This window comes from Nakamurella sp. GG22 (genome assembly GCF_052976845.2).
This window is the reverse complement of the sequence record NZ_JBRIIO020000025.1, coordinates 59,821-78,196: the sequence shown is the minus strand read 5'-3', so window position 1 is coordinate 78,196 and position 18,376 is coordinate 59,821. Positions and strand designations below refer to the sequence as shown.

Annotated in this window: 26 protein-coding genes and 2 pseudogenes; 1 reads left to right on the top strand and 27 read right to left on the bottom strand. The window is 67.6% G+C overall.

Going from position 1 to position 18,376, the window contains the following annotated elements:
- Window positions 1-1,506, top strand: a complete 1,506-nt coding sequence (locus ACVBEQ_RS21765) for a tripartite tricarboxylate transporter permease (protein ID WP_447155494.1) — start codon at window positions 1-3, stop codon at window positions 1,504-1,506.
- 291 nt (window positions 1,507-1,797) lie between these two features.
- On the opposite strand, the pseudogene ACVBEQ_RS21760 reads toward ACVBEQ_RS21765, so the two are convergent.
- The 27 genes and pseudogenes from ACVBEQ_RS21760 to ACVBEQ_RS21630 all read right to left on the bottom strand — a co-directional run.
- Window positions 1,798-2,649: pseudogene (locus tag ACVBEQ_RS21760) on the bottom strand (hypothetical protein); the annotation flags it as partial.
- Between the two features lie 310 nt (window positions 2,650-2,959).
- Window positions 2,960-3,814, bottom strand: a complete 855-nt coding sequence (map, locus tag ACVBEQ_RS21755; protein ID WP_447155493.1) for a type I methionyl aminopeptidase — start codon at window positions 3,812-3,814, stop codon at window positions 2,960-2,962.
- Window positions 3,815-3,830: 16 nt separating this feature from the next.
- Window positions 3,831-4,376 (bottom strand): adenylate kinase, encoded by a 546-nt coding sequence (locus ACVBEQ_RS21750; protein WP_447155492.1) that lies wholly within the window; start codon window positions 4,374-4,376, stop codon window positions 3,831-3,833.
- Window positions 4,376-5,713, bottom strand: coding sequence for a preprotein translocase subunit SecY (secY, locus tag ACVBEQ_RS21745; RefSeq protein WP_447155491.1), 1,338 nt, complete (start codon window positions 5,711-5,713; stop codon window positions 4,376-4,378). The genes ACVBEQ_RS21750 and secY overlap by 1 nt, the downstream gene beginning before the upstream one ends.
- A 400-nt stretch (window positions 5,714-6,113) precedes the next feature.
- A complete protein-coding gene (rplO, locus tag ACVBEQ_RS21740) occupies window positions 6,114-6,557 on the bottom strand; it encodes a 50S ribosomal protein L15 (RefSeq protein ID WP_447155490.1) in 444 nt (147 codons plus the stop codon).
- On the bottom strand, window positions 6,554-6,766 hold the full coding sequence (rpmD, locus tag ACVBEQ_RS21735) for a 50S ribosomal protein L30 (protein WP_447155489.1): 213 nt from the start codon (window positions 6,764-6,766) through the stop codon (window positions 6,554-6,556). The genes rplO and rpmD overlap by 4 nt, the downstream gene beginning before the upstream one ends.
- A 1-nt stretch (window position 6,767) precedes the next feature.
- Window positions 6,768-7,418 (bottom strand): 30S ribosomal protein S5, encoded by a 651-nt coding sequence (gene rpsE, locus ACVBEQ_RS21730; RefSeq protein WP_447155488.1) that lies wholly within the window; start codon window positions 7,416-7,418, stop codon window positions 6,768-6,770.
- 49 nt (window positions 7,419-7,467) lie between these two features.
- Entirely contained in the window at window positions 7,468-7,836 is a 369-nt protein-coding gene (gene rplR / locus ACVBEQ_RS21725; RefSeq protein ID WP_447155487.1) for a 50S ribosomal protein L18, read from the bottom strand.
- Window positions 7,836-8,372, bottom strand: coding sequence for a 50S ribosomal protein L6 (gene rplF, locus ACVBEQ_RS21720; protein WP_447155486.1), 537 nt, complete (start codon window positions 8,370-8,372; stop codon window positions 7,836-7,838). The genes rplR and rplF overlap by 1 nt, the downstream gene beginning before the upstream one ends.
- Before the next feature lie 13 nt (window positions 8,373-8,385).
- Complete coding sequence (gene rpsH, locus ACVBEQ_RS21715; protein WP_447155485.1) at window positions 8,386-8,784, bottom strand: 30S ribosomal protein S8; 399 nt, start codon at window positions 8,782-8,784, stop codon at window positions 8,386-8,388.
- 296 nt (window positions 8,785-9,080) lie between these two features.
- A complete protein-coding gene (locus ACVBEQ_RS21710) occupies window positions 9,081-9,266 on the bottom strand; it encodes a type Z 30S ribosomal protein S14 (protein ID WP_447155484.1) in 186 nt (61 codons plus the stop codon).
- Window position 9,267: 1 nt separating this feature from the next.
- Window positions 9,268-9,849 (bottom strand): 50S ribosomal protein L5, encoded by a 582-nt coding sequence (rplE, locus tag ACVBEQ_RS21705; RefSeq protein WP_447155483.1) that lies wholly within the window; start codon window positions 9,847-9,849, stop codon window positions 9,268-9,270.
- Window positions 9,849-10,169 carry a 50S ribosomal protein L24 gene (rplX, locus tag ACVBEQ_RS21700; RefSeq protein WP_447155482.1) on the bottom strand — a complete coding sequence of 107 codons (321 nt, stop codon included), beginning with the start codon at window positions 10,167-10,169 and terminating at the stop codon, window positions 9,849-9,851. The genes rplE and rplX overlap by 1 nt, the downstream gene beginning before the upstream one ends.
- Window positions 10,169-10,537, bottom strand: a complete 369-nt coding sequence (rplN, locus tag ACVBEQ_RS21695; RefSeq protein ID WP_447155481.1) for a 50S ribosomal protein L14 — start codon at window positions 10,535-10,537, stop codon at window positions 10,169-10,171. The genes rplX and rplN overlap by 1 nt, the downstream gene beginning before the upstream one ends.
- A gap of 265 nt (window positions 10,538-10,802) precedes the next feature.
- Window positions 10,803-11,135 (bottom strand): 30S ribosomal protein S17, encoded by a 333-nt coding sequence (rpsQ, locus tag ACVBEQ_RS21690; protein WP_447155480.1) that lies wholly within the window; start codon window positions 11,133-11,135, stop codon window positions 10,803-10,805.
- On the bottom strand, window positions 11,132-11,383 hold the full coding sequence (rpmC, locus tag ACVBEQ_RS21685) for a 50S ribosomal protein L29 (RefSeq protein WP_447155479.1): 252 nt from the start codon (window positions 11,381-11,383) through the stop codon (window positions 11,132-11,134). The genes rpsQ and rpmC overlap by 4 nt, the downstream gene beginning before the upstream one ends.
- Window positions 11,383-11,802 carry a 50S ribosomal protein L16 gene (gene rplP, locus ACVBEQ_RS21680; protein WP_447155478.1) on the bottom strand — a complete coding sequence of 140 codons (420 nt, stop codon included), beginning with the start codon at window positions 11,800-11,802 and terminating at the stop codon, window positions 11,383-11,385. The genes rpmC and rplP overlap by 1 nt, the downstream gene beginning before the upstream one ends.
- Before the next feature lie 5 nt (window positions 11,803-11,807).
- Complete coding sequence (gene rpsC, locus ACVBEQ_RS21675) at window positions 11,808-12,644, bottom strand: 30S ribosomal protein S3 (protein WP_447155477.1); 837 nt, start codon at window positions 12,642-12,644, stop codon at window positions 11,808-11,810.
- Window positions 12,644-13,087, bottom strand: coding sequence for a 50S ribosomal protein L22 (gene rplV / locus ACVBEQ_RS21670; RefSeq protein ID WP_447155476.1), 444 nt, complete (start codon window positions 13,085-13,087; stop codon window positions 12,644-12,646). Before rplV ends, rpsC begins: the two co-directional genes overlap by 1 nt.
- Window positions 13,088-13,104: 17 nt before the next feature.
- Window positions 13,105-13,386 (bottom strand): 30S ribosomal protein S19, encoded by a 282-nt coding sequence (gene rpsS / locus ACVBEQ_RS21665; protein WP_447155475.1) that lies wholly within the window; start codon window positions 13,384-13,386, stop codon window positions 13,105-13,107.
- Window positions 13,387-13,437: 51 nt separating this feature from the next.
- A complete protein-coding gene (gene rplB, locus ACVBEQ_RS21660; protein ID WP_447155474.1) occupies window positions 13,438-14,277 on the bottom strand; it encodes a 50S ribosomal protein L2 in 840 nt (279 codons plus the stop codon).
- A gap of 19 nt (window positions 14,278-14,296) precedes the next feature.
- On the bottom strand, window positions 14,297-14,593 hold the full coding sequence (rplW, locus tag ACVBEQ_RS21655; RefSeq protein WP_447155473.1) for a 50S ribosomal protein L23: 297 nt from the start codon (window positions 14,591-14,593) through the stop codon (window positions 14,297-14,299).
- Between the two features lie 167 nt (window positions 14,594-14,760).
- Window positions 14,761-15,378 (bottom strand): annotated as a pseudogene (rplD, locus tag ACVBEQ_RS21650) (50S ribosomal protein L4); the annotation flags it as partial.
- Window positions 15,378-16,040 (bottom strand): 50S ribosomal protein L3, encoded by a 663-nt coding sequence (rplC, locus tag ACVBEQ_RS21645; RefSeq protein ID WP_447155472.1) that lies wholly within the window; start codon window positions 16,038-16,040, stop codon window positions 15,378-15,380. The gene rplC and the pseudogene rplD, both read right to left, overlap by 1 nt.
- Before the next feature lie 107 nt (window positions 16,041-16,147).
- On the bottom strand, window positions 16,148-16,453 hold the full coding sequence (gene rpsJ, locus ACVBEQ_RS21640) for a 30S ribosomal protein S10 (RefSeq protein ID WP_003938093.1): 306 nt from the start codon (window positions 16,451-16,453) through the stop codon (window positions 16,148-16,150).
- A gap of 14 nt (window positions 16,454-16,467) precedes the next feature.
- Window positions 16,468-16,638: a hypothetical protein gene (locus tag ACVBEQ_RS21635; RefSeq protein WP_447155471.1), complete on the bottom strand. Its 171-nt coding sequence runs from the start codon at window positions 16,636-16,638 to the stop codon at window positions 16,468-16,470.
- Between the two features lie 575 nt (window positions 16,639-17,213).
- Window positions 17,214-18,161, bottom strand: a complete 948-nt coding sequence (locus ACVBEQ_RS21630; RefSeq protein WP_447155470.1) for a hypothetical protein — start codon at window positions 18,159-18,161, stop codon at window positions 17,214-17,216.
- Between the last annotated feature and the right edge of the window lie 215 nt (window positions 18,162-18,376).

Genomic DNA, 18,376 nt, shown 5'->3' with positions numbered 1-18,376 from the left:
ATGGACCAGATCAGCAACCTCATGCAGGGCTTCGGTGAGGTCCTCACCCCGATCAACCTGCTGTGGGTGTTCGTCGGGTGCATGCTCGGCACCGCCGTCGGCGTGCTGCCCGGCCTCGGCTCGGCGATGGCGGTGGCACTGCTGCTGCCGGTGACGTTCAGCCTCGACCCGGTGGGCGCGTTCATCATGTTCGCCGGCATCTACTACGGCGGGCTGTTCGGCGACTCCACGACCGCCATCCTGATGAACACACCCGGTAACTCGACGGCGATCGCCTCGACGTTCGAGGGACACCGGATGGCCAAACGCGGCCGCGGACCGCAGGCACTGGCCACCGCCGCCATCGGCGCGTTCACCGGCGGCCTGCTGGCGACCATCCTGGTGGTCTTCTTCGCGCCGGTGCTGGCCGAACTGGCGACGGTGTTCGGCCCGACCGAGTACTTCGCCCTCGCCGTCGTCGCGTTCGTCGCCACCTCGGCGGTGGTCTCCGACTCGGCCGTGAAAGGCGTTGCGGCGTTGGCCATCGGACTGGCGCTGGCACTGGTCGGCGTCGACGGTATCAGCGGCGCCTCCCGCTACACCTTCGGTGTTCCCGCGCTGTTCGACGGCATCGACATCATCGTCATCACGGTCGGCCTGCTCGCCCTCGGCGAGGTGTTGCACGTCGCCTCTCGCATCCACAAGGACCCGTCGGCCACCGCCATGGTGATGAACAAGCGTCCCTACCTGAACCGCCGCGAGTTCCGCGAGGCCCTGCCGGCCTGGTTGCGGGGGTCCGCGTTCGGCGTGCCGTTCGGCGCGATCCCGGCCGGCGGCGCGGAGATCCCCACGTTCCTGGCGTTCGGGCTGGAGCGGAAACTGGATCGCCGGCGCAAGGACCCGCAGTTCGGCAAGGGCGCGATCCGCGGCCTCGCCGCGCCGGAGTCCGCCGCCAACGCGACCGCCGGGTCGGCGATGGGGTCGCTGCTGGCGCTGGGGCTGCCGACGTCGGCCACCGCCGCGATCATGCTGGCCGCGTTCCAGCAGTACGGCATGCAGCCCGGACCGCTGCTGTTCACCCGCAACTCGGACCTGGTCTGGGCACTGATCGCGAGCCTCTTCGTCGGGATGTTCGTGCTACTGATCATCAACCTGCCGTTCGCCCCGATCTGGGCGAAGCTGCTGATGATCCCCAAGCCCTACCTCTACGCCGGGATCACCGTGTTCGCGGTGCTGGGCGTCTACGCCGGCAGCTCATCGCTCGTCGATCTGATCATGCTGGTGTTGATCGGGCTGCTCGGCTTCGTCCTGCGCCGGTACGGGCTGCCGCTGGCGCCGGTGCTCATCGCGGTGATCCTCGGGCCGCTCGCCGAGACCAGCCTGCGGCGCGCGCTCGCGGTCAGCGAGGGCGACGTCGGCACGCTGTTCGATTCCACCCTGGCGCTGTCGCTGTACGGGTTGCTGGTGCTCGGGGCCATCTGGGTGGCGGCGAACAAGATCCGCGGCCGGGCGAAGGTCGACATCTGATCCGATCCCCGACCCGACCTCGGATCCGACCCCGGTCCCGTCAGCCTGTCGCCGCCATCGCGGCGGCAGGCTGACGACGTCAGACCGGAGGAACACGATGAACAGCGCGACGAGCAGTGCGGCCCGGCCCCAGACGCCGATCAGAACGAGCTGCGGGGACAGGGCGTCGTAGGCGGAGCTCGGCGCTCCGCGGCCGATCAGGTACTGCCAGCGGAAGAAACCGATCCCGACGGCGGCGTCGGCGACGAAGTAGGCCAAGATCCAGCCTGGCCGGATCCGCAGCAGCACGAAGAACGGCAGCAGCCAGAGGGTGAACTGCGGCGAGTGCACCTTGTTGAACAGCAGGTAGCCGCAGACCATCGCGGCGCAGGCCTGCAACCACGGGTAACCGCGACGCCGGTCGTACCGCAGGAACGCCAGGACACAGGCGAGCAGCAAGGCGGCCAGCGTGGTCCCGGTCGCGATCATCGCAAGGGTGTGCTGCACGGCCTCGTTGTCGGAGTCGCTGTACGGCCGCGCGCCCCAGAACCAGATGGTGTTGGTGGTGACGTCGATCGGCCGGCTCCACTGGAACTGGAACGACGCCCACCAGCCCCGCGGACCGGCCAGCGCGAACGGCACGTTGACCAGCACGAACACCAGCGCCGTCCCTGCCGCGAAGGCGGCCGCCGTCAGCCAGCGGGCGAGAACCGGCCGGGGGTTGCGGAAGGACGGTTTCCAGCCGCCCGCACCCAGCCAGAGCGCGATCGGCAGCGCGAACATCATCGGGTACAGCTTGAAACCGGCGCCGATGCCCAGCGCGACGGCCGCCGCGATGAGCGGGCCGGGCCGGGAGATCCTGCCCGGCGGTGCGAACCTGCCGGGCGGTGGGATCGGTTCTGGAGCGGCGCCGTCCCGCAGCGGCCGGCTCGCCCGCAGCAGCACGAAGAACGCGACCACCGTGGCGGCCACCGCCAGCAGATCCCAGTTGTGGAAGGCGTACAGCACCAGCGGCGGCGCGAGGGCGTACCACCAGGACCGGGCCCCGGCGAGCCAGGCCAGCAGGGCCGCCGCCAGCAGCCCGGCCGCGGCCAGCAGCACCGCGGACCAGAGCAGGAAGTCGCCGTCCGTGGATGACGGCACCGCCGCCAGCCAGATCGCCATCCCGGTCAGCACCGGGTACTCGAGGGATCCTCCGTACAGCGACTTCTGCACAGCGTTGTACCCGCCGGAGACGTACGGGAAGACGTGCCGGTCGATGTCCCGGCCGATCCAGAGGAATTGGATGTCGGAGTAACAGACGTCGCGGGCGACCCTGGTCTGGTAGTCCGGGGTGCTGCGGCCGAACTGGTCGAACGACGGGCCGACGCAGCGTGCCTTGTTCGCGTACCCCAATGACAGCGTCAGCGCGCAGAGCAGCGTGGTGATCAGCAGGAAGGCAGGGGCGCGCCGAGCGGCGGCGGCGAGCAAGAGCTCAGTCCAGCGAGATCGGAGTGACGCCGAACGGGGCGAGCCCGGCCGCGCCGGCATCGGCCGCCGTCAACACGGAGATGCCCTCGTCGCTGATCGCGATGGAGTGTTCGGTGTGCGCGGCCCGTGCGCCGTCCTTGGTCACGACGGTCCAGCCGTCGGCCAGTTCCCTGGTCGCAGGCTTGCCGAGGGTGATCATCGGCTCGATCGCCAGCGCGGTGCCGCCGACCAGCCGTGGACCCTTGCCGCGCTTGCCCTGGTTGGGCACGAACGGGGCCATGTGCATGGCAGTGCCGATCCCGTGCCCGCCGTAGCCGGCCACCGACCCGTACCGCCGGCCGTCGTTGCGGGCGGACGTGGCCACCGACTCCTCGATCGCCGAGGAGACGTCGCCCAGCCGGCCGCCGGCATGTGCGGCGGCGATGCCGGCCCACATCGCGAGGTCGCACGCGGCGATCAGGTCGACCTCCTCCATCGAGGGTGCGGACCCGACGTGCACGGAGATCGCCGAGTCGGAATGCCACCCGTCGAGGATGCAGCCGGCGTCGATGGAGAGCAGGTCACCCTCACGGAGTACCCGGTCGGCGCGCGGGATGCCGTGCACCACTTCCTCGTTCACCGATGCGCAGATGGTCGCCGGGAAACCGGGGTCGGAGCCGTGGGCACCGTAATGCAGGAAATTGCTGGTCGCGCCCGCTTCGGCGATGACCGCAGCGACCGCGTCGTTGACGTCCAGCGTGGTGGCGCCCGGCGCCACGACCGCCCGGCCGGCCGCGATGGCGGTGGCGAGCACCCGACCGGAGGCGCGCATCGCCTGCAGCTCGCCTCTGGTCTTCAGCTGGATTCCCCGGTCGCTCATCGCTGGCGGAACAGCCTCAGCGCTCGAGTGCGGTCAGAGCGCGCTGCTGCACCTCTTCGACCGTGCCCACGCCGTCGACGGCGACCAGCAGGTCGGCGTAGTGCTCGAGCAGCGGGGTGGTCTCGGAGTGGTACAGCGCGAGTCGACGATTGATCGCGTCGGCGGTGTCGTCCGCCCGGCCGCGGGCCAGCATGCGTTCGAGCAACACGTCGTCGGGGGCGTCGATGAGCAGCACGGCGTCCAGGTCGTGATCGTTGGTGTGCAGCAGCTCGCCGAGCCACTTCGCCTGCGGAACCGTCCGCGGAAAACCGTCGAGCAGGAAACCGGGATCGGCGTCGGGCTCGGCCAGCCTGGCCGCCACCATCGCACTGGTGACCTCGTCGGGCACGAGCTCGCCGGCGTCCATGTACTTCTTCGCCAGCACGCCGAGCTCGGTGCCCGCGGTCACGTTCGCCCGGAAGATGTCGCCGGTCGAGATGTGCGGGATGTTCAGGTTCTTGGCGAGCAGATCCGCCTGGGTGCCCTTGCCGGCTCCCTGCGGTCCCACGATCAGAATTCTCATCAGCGGAGGAACCCTTCGTAGTTGCGCTGCATCAGTTGGGTTTCGATCTGTTTGACCGTATCCAACCCCACGCCGACCATGATGAGCACAGCGGTACCACCGAAGGGGAAGTTCTGGTTGTTGCCCTCACCCGTGAGTTCGAGGAACAGGTTGGGCAGGATCGCCACGATGCCGAGGTAGAGCGAGCCCGGCAGGGTGATCCGGGAGAGCACGTACTGCAGGTACTCCGCGGTGGGCCGACCCGGCCGGATGCCGGGGATGAACCCGCCGTACTTCTTCAGCTCGTCAGCCCGTTCGGTCGGGTTGAAGGTGATGCCGACATAGAAGTACGTGAAGAAGATGATCAACGCGAAGTACAGCAGGATGTGCACCCAGCTGGACTGGCTGACCACATAGAGCTGGATGAACTGGACCCAGCCGCTGATCTCCTGGCTGCCGTCGGCGTTGACCGTCGTCGGGCTCACCAGCTGCACCAGCAGCAGCGGCAGGTACAGCAGCGAGGTCGCGAAGATGACCGGGATGACGCCCGCCTGGTTGACCTTCAACGGCAGGTACGTCGACGTGCCGCCGTACATCTTCCGGCCGATCATCCGCTTGGCGTACTGCACCGGCAGCCGGCGCTGTCCCTGCTCCACGAAGACCACGGCGCCGATGATGCCCAGCGCGATCACCACGATGACGCCGAAGACGACCGGGCCCTGGTTGTCCAGGATGTTCTTGCCCTCGGCGGGGATCCGGGCGGCGATCGAGGTGAAGATCAGGATCGACATGCCGTTGCCGATGCCGCGATCGGTGATCAGCTCGCCCATCCACATGATCGCGGCGGTGCCGGCGGTCATCGTCAGCACCAGCACGATCAGCGCGAACGCGCTCTGGTCCGGGATGATCTGGTCGTTGGTCGAGCAGCCCGGGAACATCTGGCCGTTGATGGCCAGCGCCAGGAACGCCGTCGACTGCAGGACACCGAGACCGATGGTCAGGTAACGGGTGTACTGGGTGAGTTTGGCCTGACCGGACTGGCCCTGTTTCTTGAGCTGCTCGAACCGCGGGATCACCACGGTGAGCAGCTGCACGATGATCGACGCGGTGATGTACGGCATGATGCCGAGCGCGAAGACGCTGAGCCGCAGCAACGCGCCACCGGAGAACAGGTTCAGCACGGTGAACAGGTCGTTGCCGGAACCGGCCTCGTCGATACAGACCTGGATGGCGCCGTAGGAAACACCCGGCGAGGGCACGGTGGCACCCAGCCGGTAGATGGCGACCATGGCGAGCGTGAAGAGGATCTTCTTGCGCAGATCGGGCGTCTTCAGCGCCGTGGCGAAAGCGGCGAGCAATGATCCTCCTGGCTACACCGGCCCCGGTGAGGACGGGCCGGTGGCGGAAACCCGGTCGACGACCGGCCTTCCGTCTTCCGAGCACGGCCTGGGCCGTGTCCTGACGGTCGTACTGAACGTGGGAACTCCCCCGCGCCGACACGGTCCGCCAGGCTTCGACGGGATCCGGTTCGAACGTGCGGTGCGGTGACGGTCCCGATCGGCACCCGAGGCGCCCGGTGTAGTTCTGCGGGCACCATCGCAGTGCCGGCGAGGCGCCGGCCGCAGCCTTCGACTGTAACGTACGCGCCCCGCCCGACAGGCATTCGTCATCGGGCAGAACGCCCGCCGGAAAAGCCGAACCGCCCGGTACGACCCCTCAGGGCGCACCGGGCGGCGACTTGTGTTCGGCGTGCACGTCTCAGACGGTGGTGGCGCTCCCGCCGGCGGCGGCGAGCTTCTCCTTGGCGGACCCGGAGAAGGCGTTCGCGGTCACCTGCAGGCTGACGTCGCCCAGGTCCCCGTCACCGAGGACCTTGACCAGCTGGCCCTTGCGGACCGCACCGGCGGCAACCAGTTCGTCGACTCCGACCGACCCGCCGGCCGGGAACAGCTCGGCCAGCTGGCCGATGTTCACGACCTGGAACTCGACGCGGAACCGGTTCTTGAAGCCCTTGAGCTTCGGCAGCCGCATGTGCAGCGGCAGCTGGCCGCCCTCGAACCCGGCCCGCACGTTCTTCCGCGCGCCGGTGCCCTTGGTACCGCGCCCGGCGGTCTTGCCCTTGGACGCCTCGCCGCGACCCACCCGGGTCTTGGCCGTCTTCGCGCCCGGTGCCGGGCGGAGGTGGTGAACTTTGATAGTCACTGTTCGGAATTCCTCTCCGCGACTGCGACATCAGCGACTTCTTCGACCGACAGCAGGTGCGTTGCACGGTTGATGTAGCCACGGTTCGTCGCGTTGTCCGGCACGACCACGGTGTGGTGGATCCGCTTCAGACCGAGCGAACGCACCGACTCCCGTGCCGGACGCTTGTTGCCGATGGTGGATTTGACCTGGGTCACCTTGAGAGCCATCTCAGACCCCCTGACCGGCCCGCGCCCGCAGCATGGCGGCGGGAGCGACGTCCTCGATCGGCAGGCCACGGCGGGCCGCAACCTCTTCCGGGCGCTGCAGGTTCTTCAGCGCCTGGATGGTGGCGTGCACGATGTTGATCGGGTTGTCCGAGCCGAGCGACTTGGACAGCACGTCGTGGATGCCGGCGCACTCCAGCACGGCACGCACCGGGCCACCTGCGATGACGCCGGTACCAGGTGATGCCGGACGCAGCAGCACTACACCGGCCGCCGCCTCACCCTGCACGGGGTGCGGGATGGTGGAGGCGATGCGGGGCACCTTGAACATGTACTTCTTGGCTTCCTCGACGCCCTTGGCGATGGCCGCGGGAATCTCCTTGGCCTTGCCGTAGCCGACGCCGACCGAGCCGTCACCGTCACCGACGACGACCAGGGCGGTGAAGGAGAACCGGCGTCCACCCTTGACGACCTTCGCGACGCGGTTCGTCACGACGATGCGCTCGAGCAGCGGGTTCCGCTCTACGGGGGCGTCCCGACGGTTTCCGTCACGGCCGCCGCGACGGTCACGGCGATCGCCTGATCCACCAGCGCGGTCGCCTGCTCCGCCCGCTCTGTCGCCGCCGCCGAAGCCGCCGCGTTGGGGTCCGGGCATCAGATATCCCTCTCGATCATGCTCAGGTAAATGCTGTCAACAGAACTCATCAGAACTCCAGCCCGGCGCTGCGGGCGCCATCGGCGAGGGCCGCGACCCGGCCGTGGTAGGAATCCCCGCCACGGTCGAAAACGACGGTCGTCACGCCCAGTTCGGTGGCGCGGCGGCCGACGAGCTCGCCGACCGTGCGCGCCTTCGCGCTCTTGTCGCCGTCGGCGGCCCGAAGGTCGGCCTCCAGCGTCGAAGCGGAGGCCAGCGTGCGACCGACGGTGTCGTCGACCAGCTGGACCGCGATGTGCCGGGCGGACCGGGTGACCACCAGGCGCGGACGGGTCGCCGTCCCGGTGACCTTCTTCCGCAGCCGGAAGTGCCGCCGGGCGCGAGCAGTGCGCCGCGCGTGAGAAACGGAGGTTGCCATCACTTACCTGTCTTTCCGACCTTGCGCCTGACGACCTCGCCGGCGTACCGCACGCCCTTGCCCTTGTACGGGTCAGGCTTGCGGAGCTTGCGGATGTTCGCGGCGACCTCGCCGACCTGCTGCTTGTCGATGCCCTCGACCCGGAAGCGGATCGGCGACTCGACGACGAAGGTGATCCCGGGAGGGGCCTTCACCGGCACCGGGTGCGAGAAGCCCAGGGCGAACTCGAGGTCCGAACCCTTGGCGGCGACGCGGTATCCGACGCCGACGATCTCCATGGACTTGGTGTAGCCCTGGGTGACGCCGACGACCATGTTGTTGACCAACGTGCGGGTCAGCCCGTGCCGCGAACGCGAGTCGCGCTCGTCATCGGGACGGGTGACCACCAGCTCGCCGTCTTCCCTGGCGACCGTGATCGGCTCGACGACCTCGTGCGAGAGCGAACCCTTCGGTCCCTTGACGGTGACCTTGGAACCATCGATGTTGACGTCGACACCCGCCGGAACGGGAATCGGCAGTCGTCCGATTCGTGACATGTCTGCTCCTCCCCTACCAGACGTAGGCGAGAACTTCCCCGCCCACCTTCTTCTTGGCGGCCTGACGATCGGTCAGCAGACCGGTCGAGGTCGAGATGATGGCGACGCCCAGCCCGCCGAGCACCTTGGGGAGCTCGGTGGAACGCGCGTAGACCCGAAGTCCGGGCTTGGACACCCGGCGGACCCCGGCGATGGAACGCTCGCGGTTGGGGCCGTACTTCAGCTTGACGACCAGCGACTTGCCCACGGGGGCGTCAGCGGTGGTCCAGGAGGCGATGTAGCCCTCCTTGACGAGGATGTCGGAGATGCTGCCCTTGAGCTTGGAGAAGGGCATCACGACCTCGTCGTGGTACGCCGAGTTGGCGTTGCGGATCCTGGTCAGGAAGTCCGCGATCGGATCGGTCATGGTCATGGTCTGGTCGTGCCTCTCTCGCCTGGTTCGCCAACGCTGCTGCGCAGGGCCAACGCCTGTGACGATGTTGGGAGCTCTTGTGGAGCGCCTCTTGATGGAAATCTGTTTTCAGTTCTCGAGCCACTGCCGAAGGCAGTCCGACGAACGCGGAGCGTTTGTCGGGCGAAGCCAACTGCGTTCAATGCGTTTCGACCCGCCCGCAGGGCGTCCGTTGGGCTACTGGCGCCAGCCAGCGTTTTCGAGCCGCCGAAGGCGTCCCTACTTACTGGCGGAGCCAGGGTGGCGGCAGCCAGCGACTACCAGGAGGACTTGGTGACGCCGGGCAGCTCGCCGGCGTGCGCCATCTCGCGCAGGCAGATTCGGCACAGGCCGAACTTCTTGTACACCGAGCGCGGACGCCCGCAACGGTTACACCGGGTGTAGCCGCGAACGCCGAACTTCGGCTTGCGCTTGGCCTTCATGACCAACGCTGTCTTCGCCATCTCAGTTCTCCTTGAAGGGGAAGCCGAGCTGCTTGAGCAGCGCGCGTCCCTCGTCGTCAGTCTTGGCCGTCGTCACGACCGTGATGTCCATGCCGCGCGGCCGGTCGATCCGGTCGATGTCGATCTCGTGGAACATCGACTGCTCGTTGAGACCGAAGGTGTAGTTGCCGTTGCCGTCGAACTGCTTGGCCGACAGACCGCGGAAGTCGCGGATACGGGGCAGCGCGATGGTCAGCAGCCGGTCGAGGAACTCCCACATGCGATCGTTGCGCAGGGTGACCTTCGCGCCGATCGGCATGCCCTCGCGCAGCTTGAACTGCGCGATCGACTTGGTGGCCTTGCGGATGACGGGCTTCTGGCCGGTGATGGTGGCCAGGTCGCGGACAGCACCCTCGATCAGCTTCGCGTCACGGGCCGCCTCGCCGACGCCCATGTTGACGACGACCTTGACGACGCCGGGGATCTGCATGACGTTGCCGAAGCCGAACTCCTGCTGCAGGGCAGCGCGGACCTCGTCTTCGTACCGCACCTTCAGGCGCGGCTTGGTGGTCTCCGTCGACGGGTTCTCAATGACGACAGTCATCACAGGTCCTTACCGGTGCGGCGCGCGACGCGAACGTTGCGGCCTTCCTCGTTGACTCGCTTGCCGACGCGGGTCGGCTTGTTGTCGCCGTCCACGACCTGCACGTTCGAGATGTGGATCGGCGCTTCCTGGGTGACGATGCCGCCGGACTTGGCACCACGCTGGGTCGTCGAGACCTTCGTGTGCTTCTTGATCCGGTTGACACCCTCGACCAGGACCCGATTGCGCTCCGGGTAGGCCATGATGACCTTCCCGCGCGCGCCCTTGTCCTTACCGGCGATGACCAGGACGGTGTCGCCCTTTTTCACCTTCAGCCCCATCACAGCACCTCCGGCGCCAACGAAATGATCTTCATGTACTTCTTGTCGCGCAGCTCGCGGCCGACCGGCCCGAAGATGCGGGTGCCACGCGGATCGCCGTCGCCCTTGAGCAGCACGGCTGCGTTCTCGTCGAACTTGATGTACGAACCATCAGCCCGACGCTTCTCCTTCACGGTGCGCACGATGACGGCCTTGACGACGTCGCCCTTCTTCACACCGGCACCGGGAATCGCGTCCTTGACGGTCGCCACGATGATGTCGCCGATGCCTGCGTACCGACGGGAGGAGCCGCCGAGGACACGGATGCACAAGATCTCCTTGGCGCCCGTGTTGTCGGCGACCCGGAGCCTGGACTCCTGCTGAATCACGTCAGTCCCAACCTTTGCGATGTGCGCTCGCCGGAGGGTTCTCCGCCTGCAAGCACTCTGTCTATTTCTTCCATTGCCCCTGCGGAGCAGCGAATTGCTATCTCTGTCTTGACTCGTACCAACCACCCGTGAGGGCGGCCGGCACCGGTATTTCCGTTGCCCTGCAAGGAGCCCCGTTCCGTTGCCCCTGCGGAGCAGCGTTGCGGAGCAGCGTTGCGGAGCAGCGTTGCGGAGCAGCGTTGCGGAGCAGCGTTGCGGAGCAGCGTTACTGGGCCCGCTCGAGCACGGACACCAGCCGCCACCGCTTGGTGGCCGACAGCGGACGGGTCTCTGCGAGCAGGACCCGGTCGCCGACGCCGGCGGTGCCGTTCTCGTCGTGCGCCTTGACCTTGGTGGTCCGGCGGATGACCTTCGAGTAGCGCGGGTGCTTCACCCGGTCCTCGAGCTCGACGACGATGGTCTTCTCCATCTTGTCGCTGACGACCATGCCCTCACGGGTCTTGCGGTCGCCACGGGCCTTGACGGCCGGCGCTGGGCCGGCAGTTGAAGCGGATGCCGTGTTTTCTTCAGTCGTTGTCACTTCTGGCTGCTCGCTCACGCGGCACCTCCTTCATTCGCCAATTCGTCGGGACCGGTCGACAGCCCGAGCTCACGCTCGCGCATGACGGTGTAGATCCGGGCGATGTCGTGCCGGACCGTACGGAGCCGGCGGTTGTTGTCCATCTGGCCGGTGGCCATCTGGAAGCGGAGGTTGAACAGCTCCTCCTTCGACTCACGCAGACGCAGGACGAGCTCGTCCGTGCCCAGTTCGCGCAGCTGGTTGGCTGCGGTCTCGATGCTGGCCATCAGGATTCACCACCCTCCCGGGTCACGATGCGGCACTTCATCGGCAGTTTGTGGATCGCGCGGCGCAGTGCCTCGCGGGCAATGGCCTCGGTCGGGTAGCTCATCTCGAACAGGATCCGACCGGGCTTGACGTTGGCCACCCACCACTCGGGCGAGCCCTTGCCGGAACCCATCCGGGTCTCGGCGGGCTTCTTGGTCAACGGGCGGTCCGGGTAGATGTTGATCCAGACCTTGCCGCCACGCCGGATGTGCCGGTTGATGGCGATACGGGCCGACTCGATCTGCCGGTTCGTCACGTAGGCCGGCTCCAGCGCCTGGATGCCGAAATCACCGAAGGTGACCTGGGTTCCGCCACTGGCCATGCCGACCCGGTTGGGCCGGTGCTGCTTGCGGTGCTTGACCCTGCGGGGAATCAACACGTCGATCAGACCCCTGTCGTTTCTGGGGCCGTAGCGGTTGCCTCGGGGTTGTCCTCGACGGCCGCACGGCCTGCGTCGGTGGACGTCGGAGTGGTGCCCGACGAACCGGAGCGACGGCGAGCCGGACGCTCTGCCCTGTCGTCACGTCCGCGGCTGTCGCCACGGGCGCCACGCTGAGCGGCGGCGGCCTCGGCCACCCGCTGCTCGGCCAGGGTGCCGACCTTGTCGCCCTTGTAGATCCAGACCTTCACGCCGATCCGGCCGAAGGTCGTCTTGGCCTCGAAGAAGCCGTAGTCGATGTCCGCGCGGAGCGTGTGCAGCGGCACCCGGCCCTCGCGGTAGAACTCGGAGCGGCTCATCTCGGCGCCGCCCAGACGTCCGGAGCACTGGATACGGATGCCCTTGACGGCCGGCGAACGCTGTGCCGACTGCATGGACTTGCGCATCGCGCGACGGAAGCTGACCCGGTTGGACAGCTGCTCGGCCACACCCTGGGCGACCAGCTGGGCATCGGACTCGGGGTTGCGCACCTCGAGGATGTTCAGCTGGACCTGCTTGCCGGTGAGCTTCTCCAGCTGGCCGCGGATGCGGTCGGCCTCGGCGCCGCGGCGGCCGATGACGATGCCCGGACGAGCCGTGTGGATGTCCACCCGGACCCGGTCGCGGGTGCGCTCGATCTCGACCTTGGAGATGCCCGCGCGGTCCAGACCCTTGGACATCAGCTTGCGGATCTGCACGTCCTCGTTCACGTACTCCGCATAGGCCTTGTCGGCGTACCAGCGGGTGCTCCAGTCGGTGGAGATGCCGAGACGGAACCCATGGGGGTTGATCTTCTGACCCACTAGCGGGTCCTTCCCTTCGCACTCGTGGCAGTGACGTTGCGGCTGGCGCCGCGCTGCCCCTGGTTGGACTGATTCGCATCGACGGAGACCAACTCGATGGTGATGTGGCACGTCCGCTTGCGGATCCGGAAGGCCCGGCCCTGTGCGCGCGGCTGGAACCGCTTGAGGGTGGGGCCCTCGTCCACGTAGATCGTGTCGACGACGAGCGTCGACGGATCCAGACTCTGGTTGTTCTCGGCGTTGGCGACAGCCGAGGCCAGCAACTTGGCAACCGGCTCGCTCGCGGCCTGCGGGGAGAACTGCAGGATCGAGGCGGCGTCGGCGACGTTGCGACCACGGATCAGGTTGACGACGCGACGCGCCTTCATCGGGGTGAGGCGCGCATAACGCACCGTCGCCCGGGAGCGCGGCAGCTCTTCAGCCACCTGCTTCTTGGCACTCATGGAGTAGACGTCCCTTCTCAGCCACGCCGCGCGCGACGGTCGTCTTTGATGTGGCCCTTGAAGGTCCGCGTCGGAGCGAACTCGCCGAGCTTGTGGCCGACCATCGACTCGGTGACGAACACCGGGACGTGCTTGCGGCCGTCGTGCACGGCGATCGTGTGCCCGAGCATGTCGGGGATGATCGTCGAGCGTCGTGACCAGGTCTTGATCACGGCCTTGGAACTCTTGTCGTTCGCCGCGTCCACCTTCTTGAGCAGGTGGTCGTCAATGAACGGGCCCTTCTTGAGACTGCGGGGCATCTCTTTCCTACCTTCCTGCTCTGGTGGTCGTTCCGGTGTTCTTCATGAGGCTCATCGCTTCTTGCCACCCTTGCGGCGACGACGGACGATCAGGTCGTCGCTGGCCTTGTTCGGCCGGCGGGTGCGGCCCTCGGGCTTGCCACCCGGGTTGACCGGATGACGGCCGCCGGAGGTCTTGCCCTCGCCGCCACCGTGCGGGTGATCGACCGGGTTCATGGCGACACCGCGGACGGACGGGCGCTTGCCCTTCCAGCGCATCCGGCCGGCCTTGCCCCAGTTGATGTTGGCCTGCTCGGCGTTGCCCACCTCGCCGACGGTGGCGCGGCAGCGCACGTCGACGTTCCGGATCTCGCCGGACGGCATACGCAGCTGCGCGTAAGGGCCGTCCTTGGCCACCAGCTGGACCTTGGATCCGGCGGAGCGGGCGATCTTCGCGCCGCCGCCGGGCCGCAGCTCGATGGCGTGCACGACGGTGCCGACCGGGATGTTGCGCAACGGCAGGTTGTTGCCGGGCTTGATGTCGGCGCTGGCGCCGGTCTCGATGGTGTCACCTTGCGAGAGCCGGTTCGGCGCGATGATGTAGCGCTTGTCGCCGTCCGCGAAGTGCAGCAGCGCGATCCGCGCGGTGCGGTTCGGGTCGTACTCGATGTGCGCGACAACGGCCGGCACGCCGTCCTTCTCGGACCGCTTGAAATCGATCACCCGGTAGGCACGCTTGTGACCGCCGCCCTGGTGCCGAGCGGTGACCCGCCCGTGCACGTTGCGGCCGCCCTTGGAGTGCAGCGGACGGACGAGCGACTTCTCCGGGGTGTCGCGGGTGACCTCGGCGAAATCAGCCACCGAGGAGCCGCGACGACCGGGGGTCGTCGGCTTGTATTTACGGATACCCATGGTTTTTCCCTAACCCCGCTCAGGCGCCGGAGAAGACGTCGATCGGCTTGCTGTCCTTGGACAGCGTGACGATGGCGCGCTTGGTGGCTTTGCGCTGGCCGTAACCCGCCCGGGTGCGCTTGCGCTTGCCCTGCCGGTTGAGCGTGTTCACCGAGATGACCTTGACGCCGTCGAAAATCTTCTCGATGGCGATCTTGACCTGCGTCTTGTTGGCATCTGGGTGCACCTCGAAGGTGTAGCTCCCCGACTCCAGCAGGCCGTAGCTCTTCTCGGACACGATCGGTCGCACGATGATGTCCCGCGGATCGGCGATCATGCCGAGTCCTCCTCTGTCGCAACAGCTTCAGCAGCGGTGGTGTCGTCCTCGTCCTGCACGGGCGACTTCTTCGACAGCGAGATCTCGCTGTCCTGCTCTGTCGCGTCCGGCGTAGCGTGCCGACCTGCCGGCGCATCGACGGCGAGCGCGGTCTGACCCTTGCCGGCGACGCTGACGAACTCGTCCAGCGCCTGTCGGGTGAAGACCACGTCGTCGCTGACCAGCACGTCGTAGGTGTTGAGCTGGCCGGAGGCGATCAGGTGCACCTCGGGGACGTTGCGCAGGCTCTTCCAGCCCAGCACGTCGTCGGCGCTGAGCACCACGAGGATGTTCTTCGCCGATGACACCGCGCGCAGGGCGGTGAGCGCCGTCTTGGTGGACGGCGTGCCGTCGATCGCGAGCGTGGAGAGCACGTGCACGTTGCCGCTGCGGGCCCGGTCCGACAGGGCGCCACGGAGTGCGGCTGCCTTCATCTTCTTCGGGGTCCGCTGGGCGTAGCCGTGCGGTACGGGGCCGTGCACGGTGCCGCCGCCGTTGAACTGCGGCGCGCGGGTCGAGCCCTGACGAGCCCGGCCGGTGCCCTTCTGGCGGTACGGCTTCTTGCCGCCGCCGGACACCTCACCGCGGTTCTTCGCCTTGTGCGTGCCCTGGCGCGCCGCGGCGAGCTGCGCGACGACGACCTGGTGCATCAACGGCACGTTGGCGGTGACGTCGAAGATGTCGGCCGGCAGTTCGACGCTGCCCTCGGCTGCCCCCGCGGGGGTGGTGATCTGGACCGTGGTCATCAGGCACCAACCTTGCTGTGGTTCTTGACGGCGGACTTGATGAACACCACGCCGTTCTTCGGGCCGGGGATGGCGCCGAGGATCAGCACGAGACCCTTGTCGGCGTCCACGGCGTGAACGGTCAGGTTCTGCGTGGTGACCTTGTCGTTGCCCATCCGGCCGGCCATCCGCATGCCCTTGAACACCCGTCCAGGGGTCGAGCAGCCGCCGATGGAACCGGGCGAACGGTGCTTGCGCTGCACGCCGTGACCGGCGCCGAGACCCTTGAAGCCGTGACGCTTCATCACGCCCGCGTAGCCCTTGCCCTTCGACGTTCCGGTGACGTCGACGAGGTTGCCCGCGTCGAAGACCTCGGAAGCCGTGAGCTCCTGGCCGACGGTGTAGCCGCTGACGTCCTCGGTGCGCAGCTCGGCGATGTGCCGGCGCGGCGTGACGCCCGCCTTGACGAACTGACCGGCCACCGGCTTGGTCACCTTGCGGGGATCGATCGCGCCGAACGCGAACTGCACCGCGCTGTAGCCATCGGTCTCAGGCGTGCGGACGGCGGTGACGACGACCGGGCCGGCAGCGACGACGGTGACCGGAACGACCCGGTTGGCCTCGTCGAAGACCTGGGTCATCCCGAGCTTGTGGCCCAGGATTCCCTTGATCGTGTTTGCCATGTTGGAAGTACCCATCTCCTGTGCGGAAGAATTTCGCCCTCGCGGGCGGTATCGACTGGCCCCTGCGGGCTGTGGACGTGATCGTCAGAGCTCGGTGGTGAAAGCCCTTACTGGATGTTGACGTCCACGGACGCCGGCAGGTCGATGCGCATGAGCGCGTCGACGGTCTTGGGGGTCGGGTCGAGGATGTCGATCAACCGCTTGTGCGTCCGCATCTCGAAGTGCTCGCGCGAATCCTTGTACTTGTGCGGCGAGCGGATGACGCAATACACGTTCTTCTCAGTGGGCAGCGGCACCGGGCCGACCACGCGGGCACCCGTACGGGTCACCGTCTCGACGATCTTGCGCGCTGACGCGTCGATCGCCTCATGGTCGTAGGCCTTGAGCCGGATGCGGATCTTCTGTCCCGCCACGCTTGCCGTCCTTCTCACTTGTCGCGGTTTCCCGCGGCTTTCGCCTTGTCGCACGCTCCGGGGGTCCCGTAGCGCACTTCGTCGCGGTTCTCCCGCTTGCTGTCCTGGGCTGCGGGTTGCCCCGCCGCTCCTGCTGGCGGGTCTCCCTGCCGGTCCTGCTCGGGTTTCCCCGCGGTCCTGCTCACGGCCGTCCGGCCGCACCTGTCCTGCTCGGCAGCAGGCGCACGCGCTCACTGTCGGGCGGACGTGGTCCGCCGTCGCTGTTCATCTGTCTGGGTTCACCGGTCCACGCGGTCGGGCGTGTCGCCCGCACTCGCACACATCCGCTTCGATTTCCTCACGAATGCTGGTGGATCGGCCGCACCCGGTTGGGCGCGAGACTGCAGTTCGTTCAAGTACTGCCGATATTCCCAGGTGAGAACCGGTTCGATGATCGTTTCCGATCTCCGCGCCGCTTCCCGCCGACCTCGCCAGGGCCGCGCGAAAGCACGACCCCGTCAAAGGGCAACCCGAGAAGTATGCCTCATCGGGGAGGGTGACTTCAAATCCGCCCCCTGTGACCGCCCGCGCACCCGCCTCGGGCCGGCTCTGGACTGCCTCCGGACTCGTTTTCTGCAGAGACCGGGGGCCTCACTCGCCAAACCCACGCCTCACTCCTGCTGCAACACGAGCATCCCGTCAGTTACCCGAGCATCGCACTCCTGGGAAGCTCGGCGCGCCGGCTGCCGCACCGGAGCTTCAGGCGCCCGCGACCCGCGGTTCATGGCTGCTGACGCCGGAGCGCTCGCTGCAGGCGCTCGATCACTGCCGCCGGATGGTCGAGGTCGGCCCACACCCAGCGCACCACGGCCCAACCGGCGTCGCGGACGGCATCCTCTCGGAGCTCTTCGCGGAACAGGGCCTCCGCCGGGTCCGAGCCGGCGATAGCTGGTCCGTACTCGACCTTTCCGTCGAACTCGCCGAGCACCCGGTGCTGGCGATAGCCGAAGTCGCCGCGGGCGAGGAATCTGCCGTCAGCTGCCCTGACCTCGACCTGGAGCTCCGGTTCAGGCAAACCGGCTCGATGAATCATCACCCGACTCCGCGACTCTCCGACGCTCTCACTCAGCCCGTCGGCGAATCCGATCGCCCGTGACGCCGCCAGCCCGCCGGGCATTCGCCCCGCCACCTTGAGTTGCTCGGCCAGCTGGGCCTTCGTGGTGAGCTGTCGGTGGAGCGCTGCGTCTGCGACCACCACACCGTCTTCGAACGGCAGTACCCGAGTCAGGTCCGCGACCGTGCGATCAACCGACGTGACCCGCCAGCCATTGCGCTCGACCATGTCACCCTCGGCAAGAGCGGCGGCATGCGCGTGGATCAGCGGTCCACGGTGAGCTCTTGCCGGCGGGTTCCTGGTGACATGCACGGCGCCGGCCGCAGTCACCGGTACCGGCAGCTGGTGGATCACGGCCGCGGAGACATGGCTGAAGATCTGGTCGCCGGCGAATCGAGAGCGCACAGCGTGCATGGCGACGAGGTGGCGCTGCACCGCCGTCATTGGTACGCCCATGCCCTCCGTGTTGCCTCCAGCAACGAAGTAGGCGCCCCGCACTGCCTTCGTCCACCTGCCGCGGGCGATCAGGCGCCGAATCTCGCCGTCGGTGTAACCGTCGGCCAATGCCTTTGCGCGCAGAACCACCAGGGGACGTTGCATGCCGTCAGCTGTCATGGCGGCACTATCGCCGTTCGCCGGGACGTCGCGTCGGGGGAATCCCGCAATTGTGGATCGATGGGTGGGGGTGGACAACTGACGCCGCGCCCCCGGAAGGCCCCGGCCTGACTCCGCAATCCCACGCCTTGCCCACACTGCAGCAGGAGCAACAGGTACACGGCCGGAGCATCGCCCACAACGGAAACCCACAGACAGCAGAAGGCCCCGCCCAC

Excerpts from the sequence above, each read along its gene's own strand:
- ACVBEQ_RS21765 (WP_447155494.1), top strand. The coding sequence starts at position 1 with ATGGACCAGATCAGCAACCTCATGCAGGGCTTCGGTGAGGTCCTCACC.
- map (WP_447155493.1), bottom strand. The coding sequence starts at position 3,814 with ATGAGCGACCGGGGAATCCAGCTGAAGACCAGAGGCGAGCTGCAGGCG.
- ACVBEQ_RS21750 (WP_447155492.1), bottom strand. The coding sequence starts at position 4,376 with ATGAGAATTCTGATCGTGGGACCGCAGGGAGCCGGCAAGGGCACCCAG.
- rpmD (WP_447155489.1), bottom strand. The coding sequence starts at position 6,766 with ATGGCTCTCAAGGTGACCCAGGTCAAATCCACCATCGGCAACAAGCGT.
- rpsE (WP_447155488.1), bottom strand. The coding sequence starts at position 7,418 with ATGCCCGGACCCCAACGCGGCGGCTTCGGCGGCGGCGACAGAGCGGGC.
- rplR (WP_447155487.1), bottom strand. The coding sequence starts at position 7,836 with ATGGCAACCTCCGTTTCTCACGCGCGGCGCACTGCTCGCGCCCGGCGG.
- rplF (WP_447155486.1), bottom strand. The coding sequence starts at position 8,372 with ATGTCACGAATCGGACGACTGCCGATTCCCGTTCCGGCGGGTGTCGAC.
- rpsH (WP_447155485.1), bottom strand. The coding sequence starts at position 8,784 with ATGACCATGACCGATCCGATCGCGGACTTCCTGACCAGGATCCGCAAC.
- ACVBEQ_RS21710 (WP_447155484.1), bottom strand. The coding sequence starts at position 9,266 with ATGGCGAAGACAGCGTTGGTCATGAAGGCCAAGCGCAAGCCGAAGTTC.
- rplE (WP_447155483.1), bottom strand. The coding sequence starts at position 9,849 with ATGACTGTCGTCATTGAGAACCCGTCGACGGAGACCACCAAGCCGCGC.
- rplX (WP_447155482.1), bottom strand. The coding sequence starts at position 10,169 with ATGGGGCTGAAGGTGAAAAAGGGCGACACCGTCCTGGTCATCGCCGGT.
- rpmC (WP_447155479.1), bottom strand. The coding sequence starts at position 11,383 with ATGGCCAGCATCGAGACCGCAGCCAACCAGCTGCGCGAACTGGGCACG.
- rplV (WP_447155476.1), bottom strand. The coding sequence starts at position 13,087 with ATGAGTGCCAAGAAGCAGGTGGCTGAAGAGCTGCCGCGCTCCCGGGCG.
- rpsS (WP_447155475.1), bottom strand. The coding sequence starts at position 13,386 with ATGCCCCGCAGTCTCAAGAAGGGCCCGTTCATTGACGACCACCTGCTC.
- rplB (WP_447155474.1), bottom strand. The coding sequence starts at position 14,277 with ATGGGTATCCGTAAATACAAGCCGACGACCCCCGGTCGTCGCGGCTCC.
- rplW (WP_447155473.1), bottom strand. The coding sequence starts at position 14,593 with ATGATCGCCGATCCGCGGGACATCATCGTGCGACCGATCGTGTCCGAG.
- rplC (WP_447155472.1), bottom strand. The coding sequence starts at position 16,040 with ATGGCAAACACGATCAAGGGAATCCTGGGCCACAAGCTCGGGATGACC.
- ACVBEQ_RS21630 (WP_447155470.1), bottom strand. The coding sequence starts at position 18,161 with ATGACAGCTGACGGCATGCAACGTCCCCTGGTGGTTCTGCGCGCAAAG.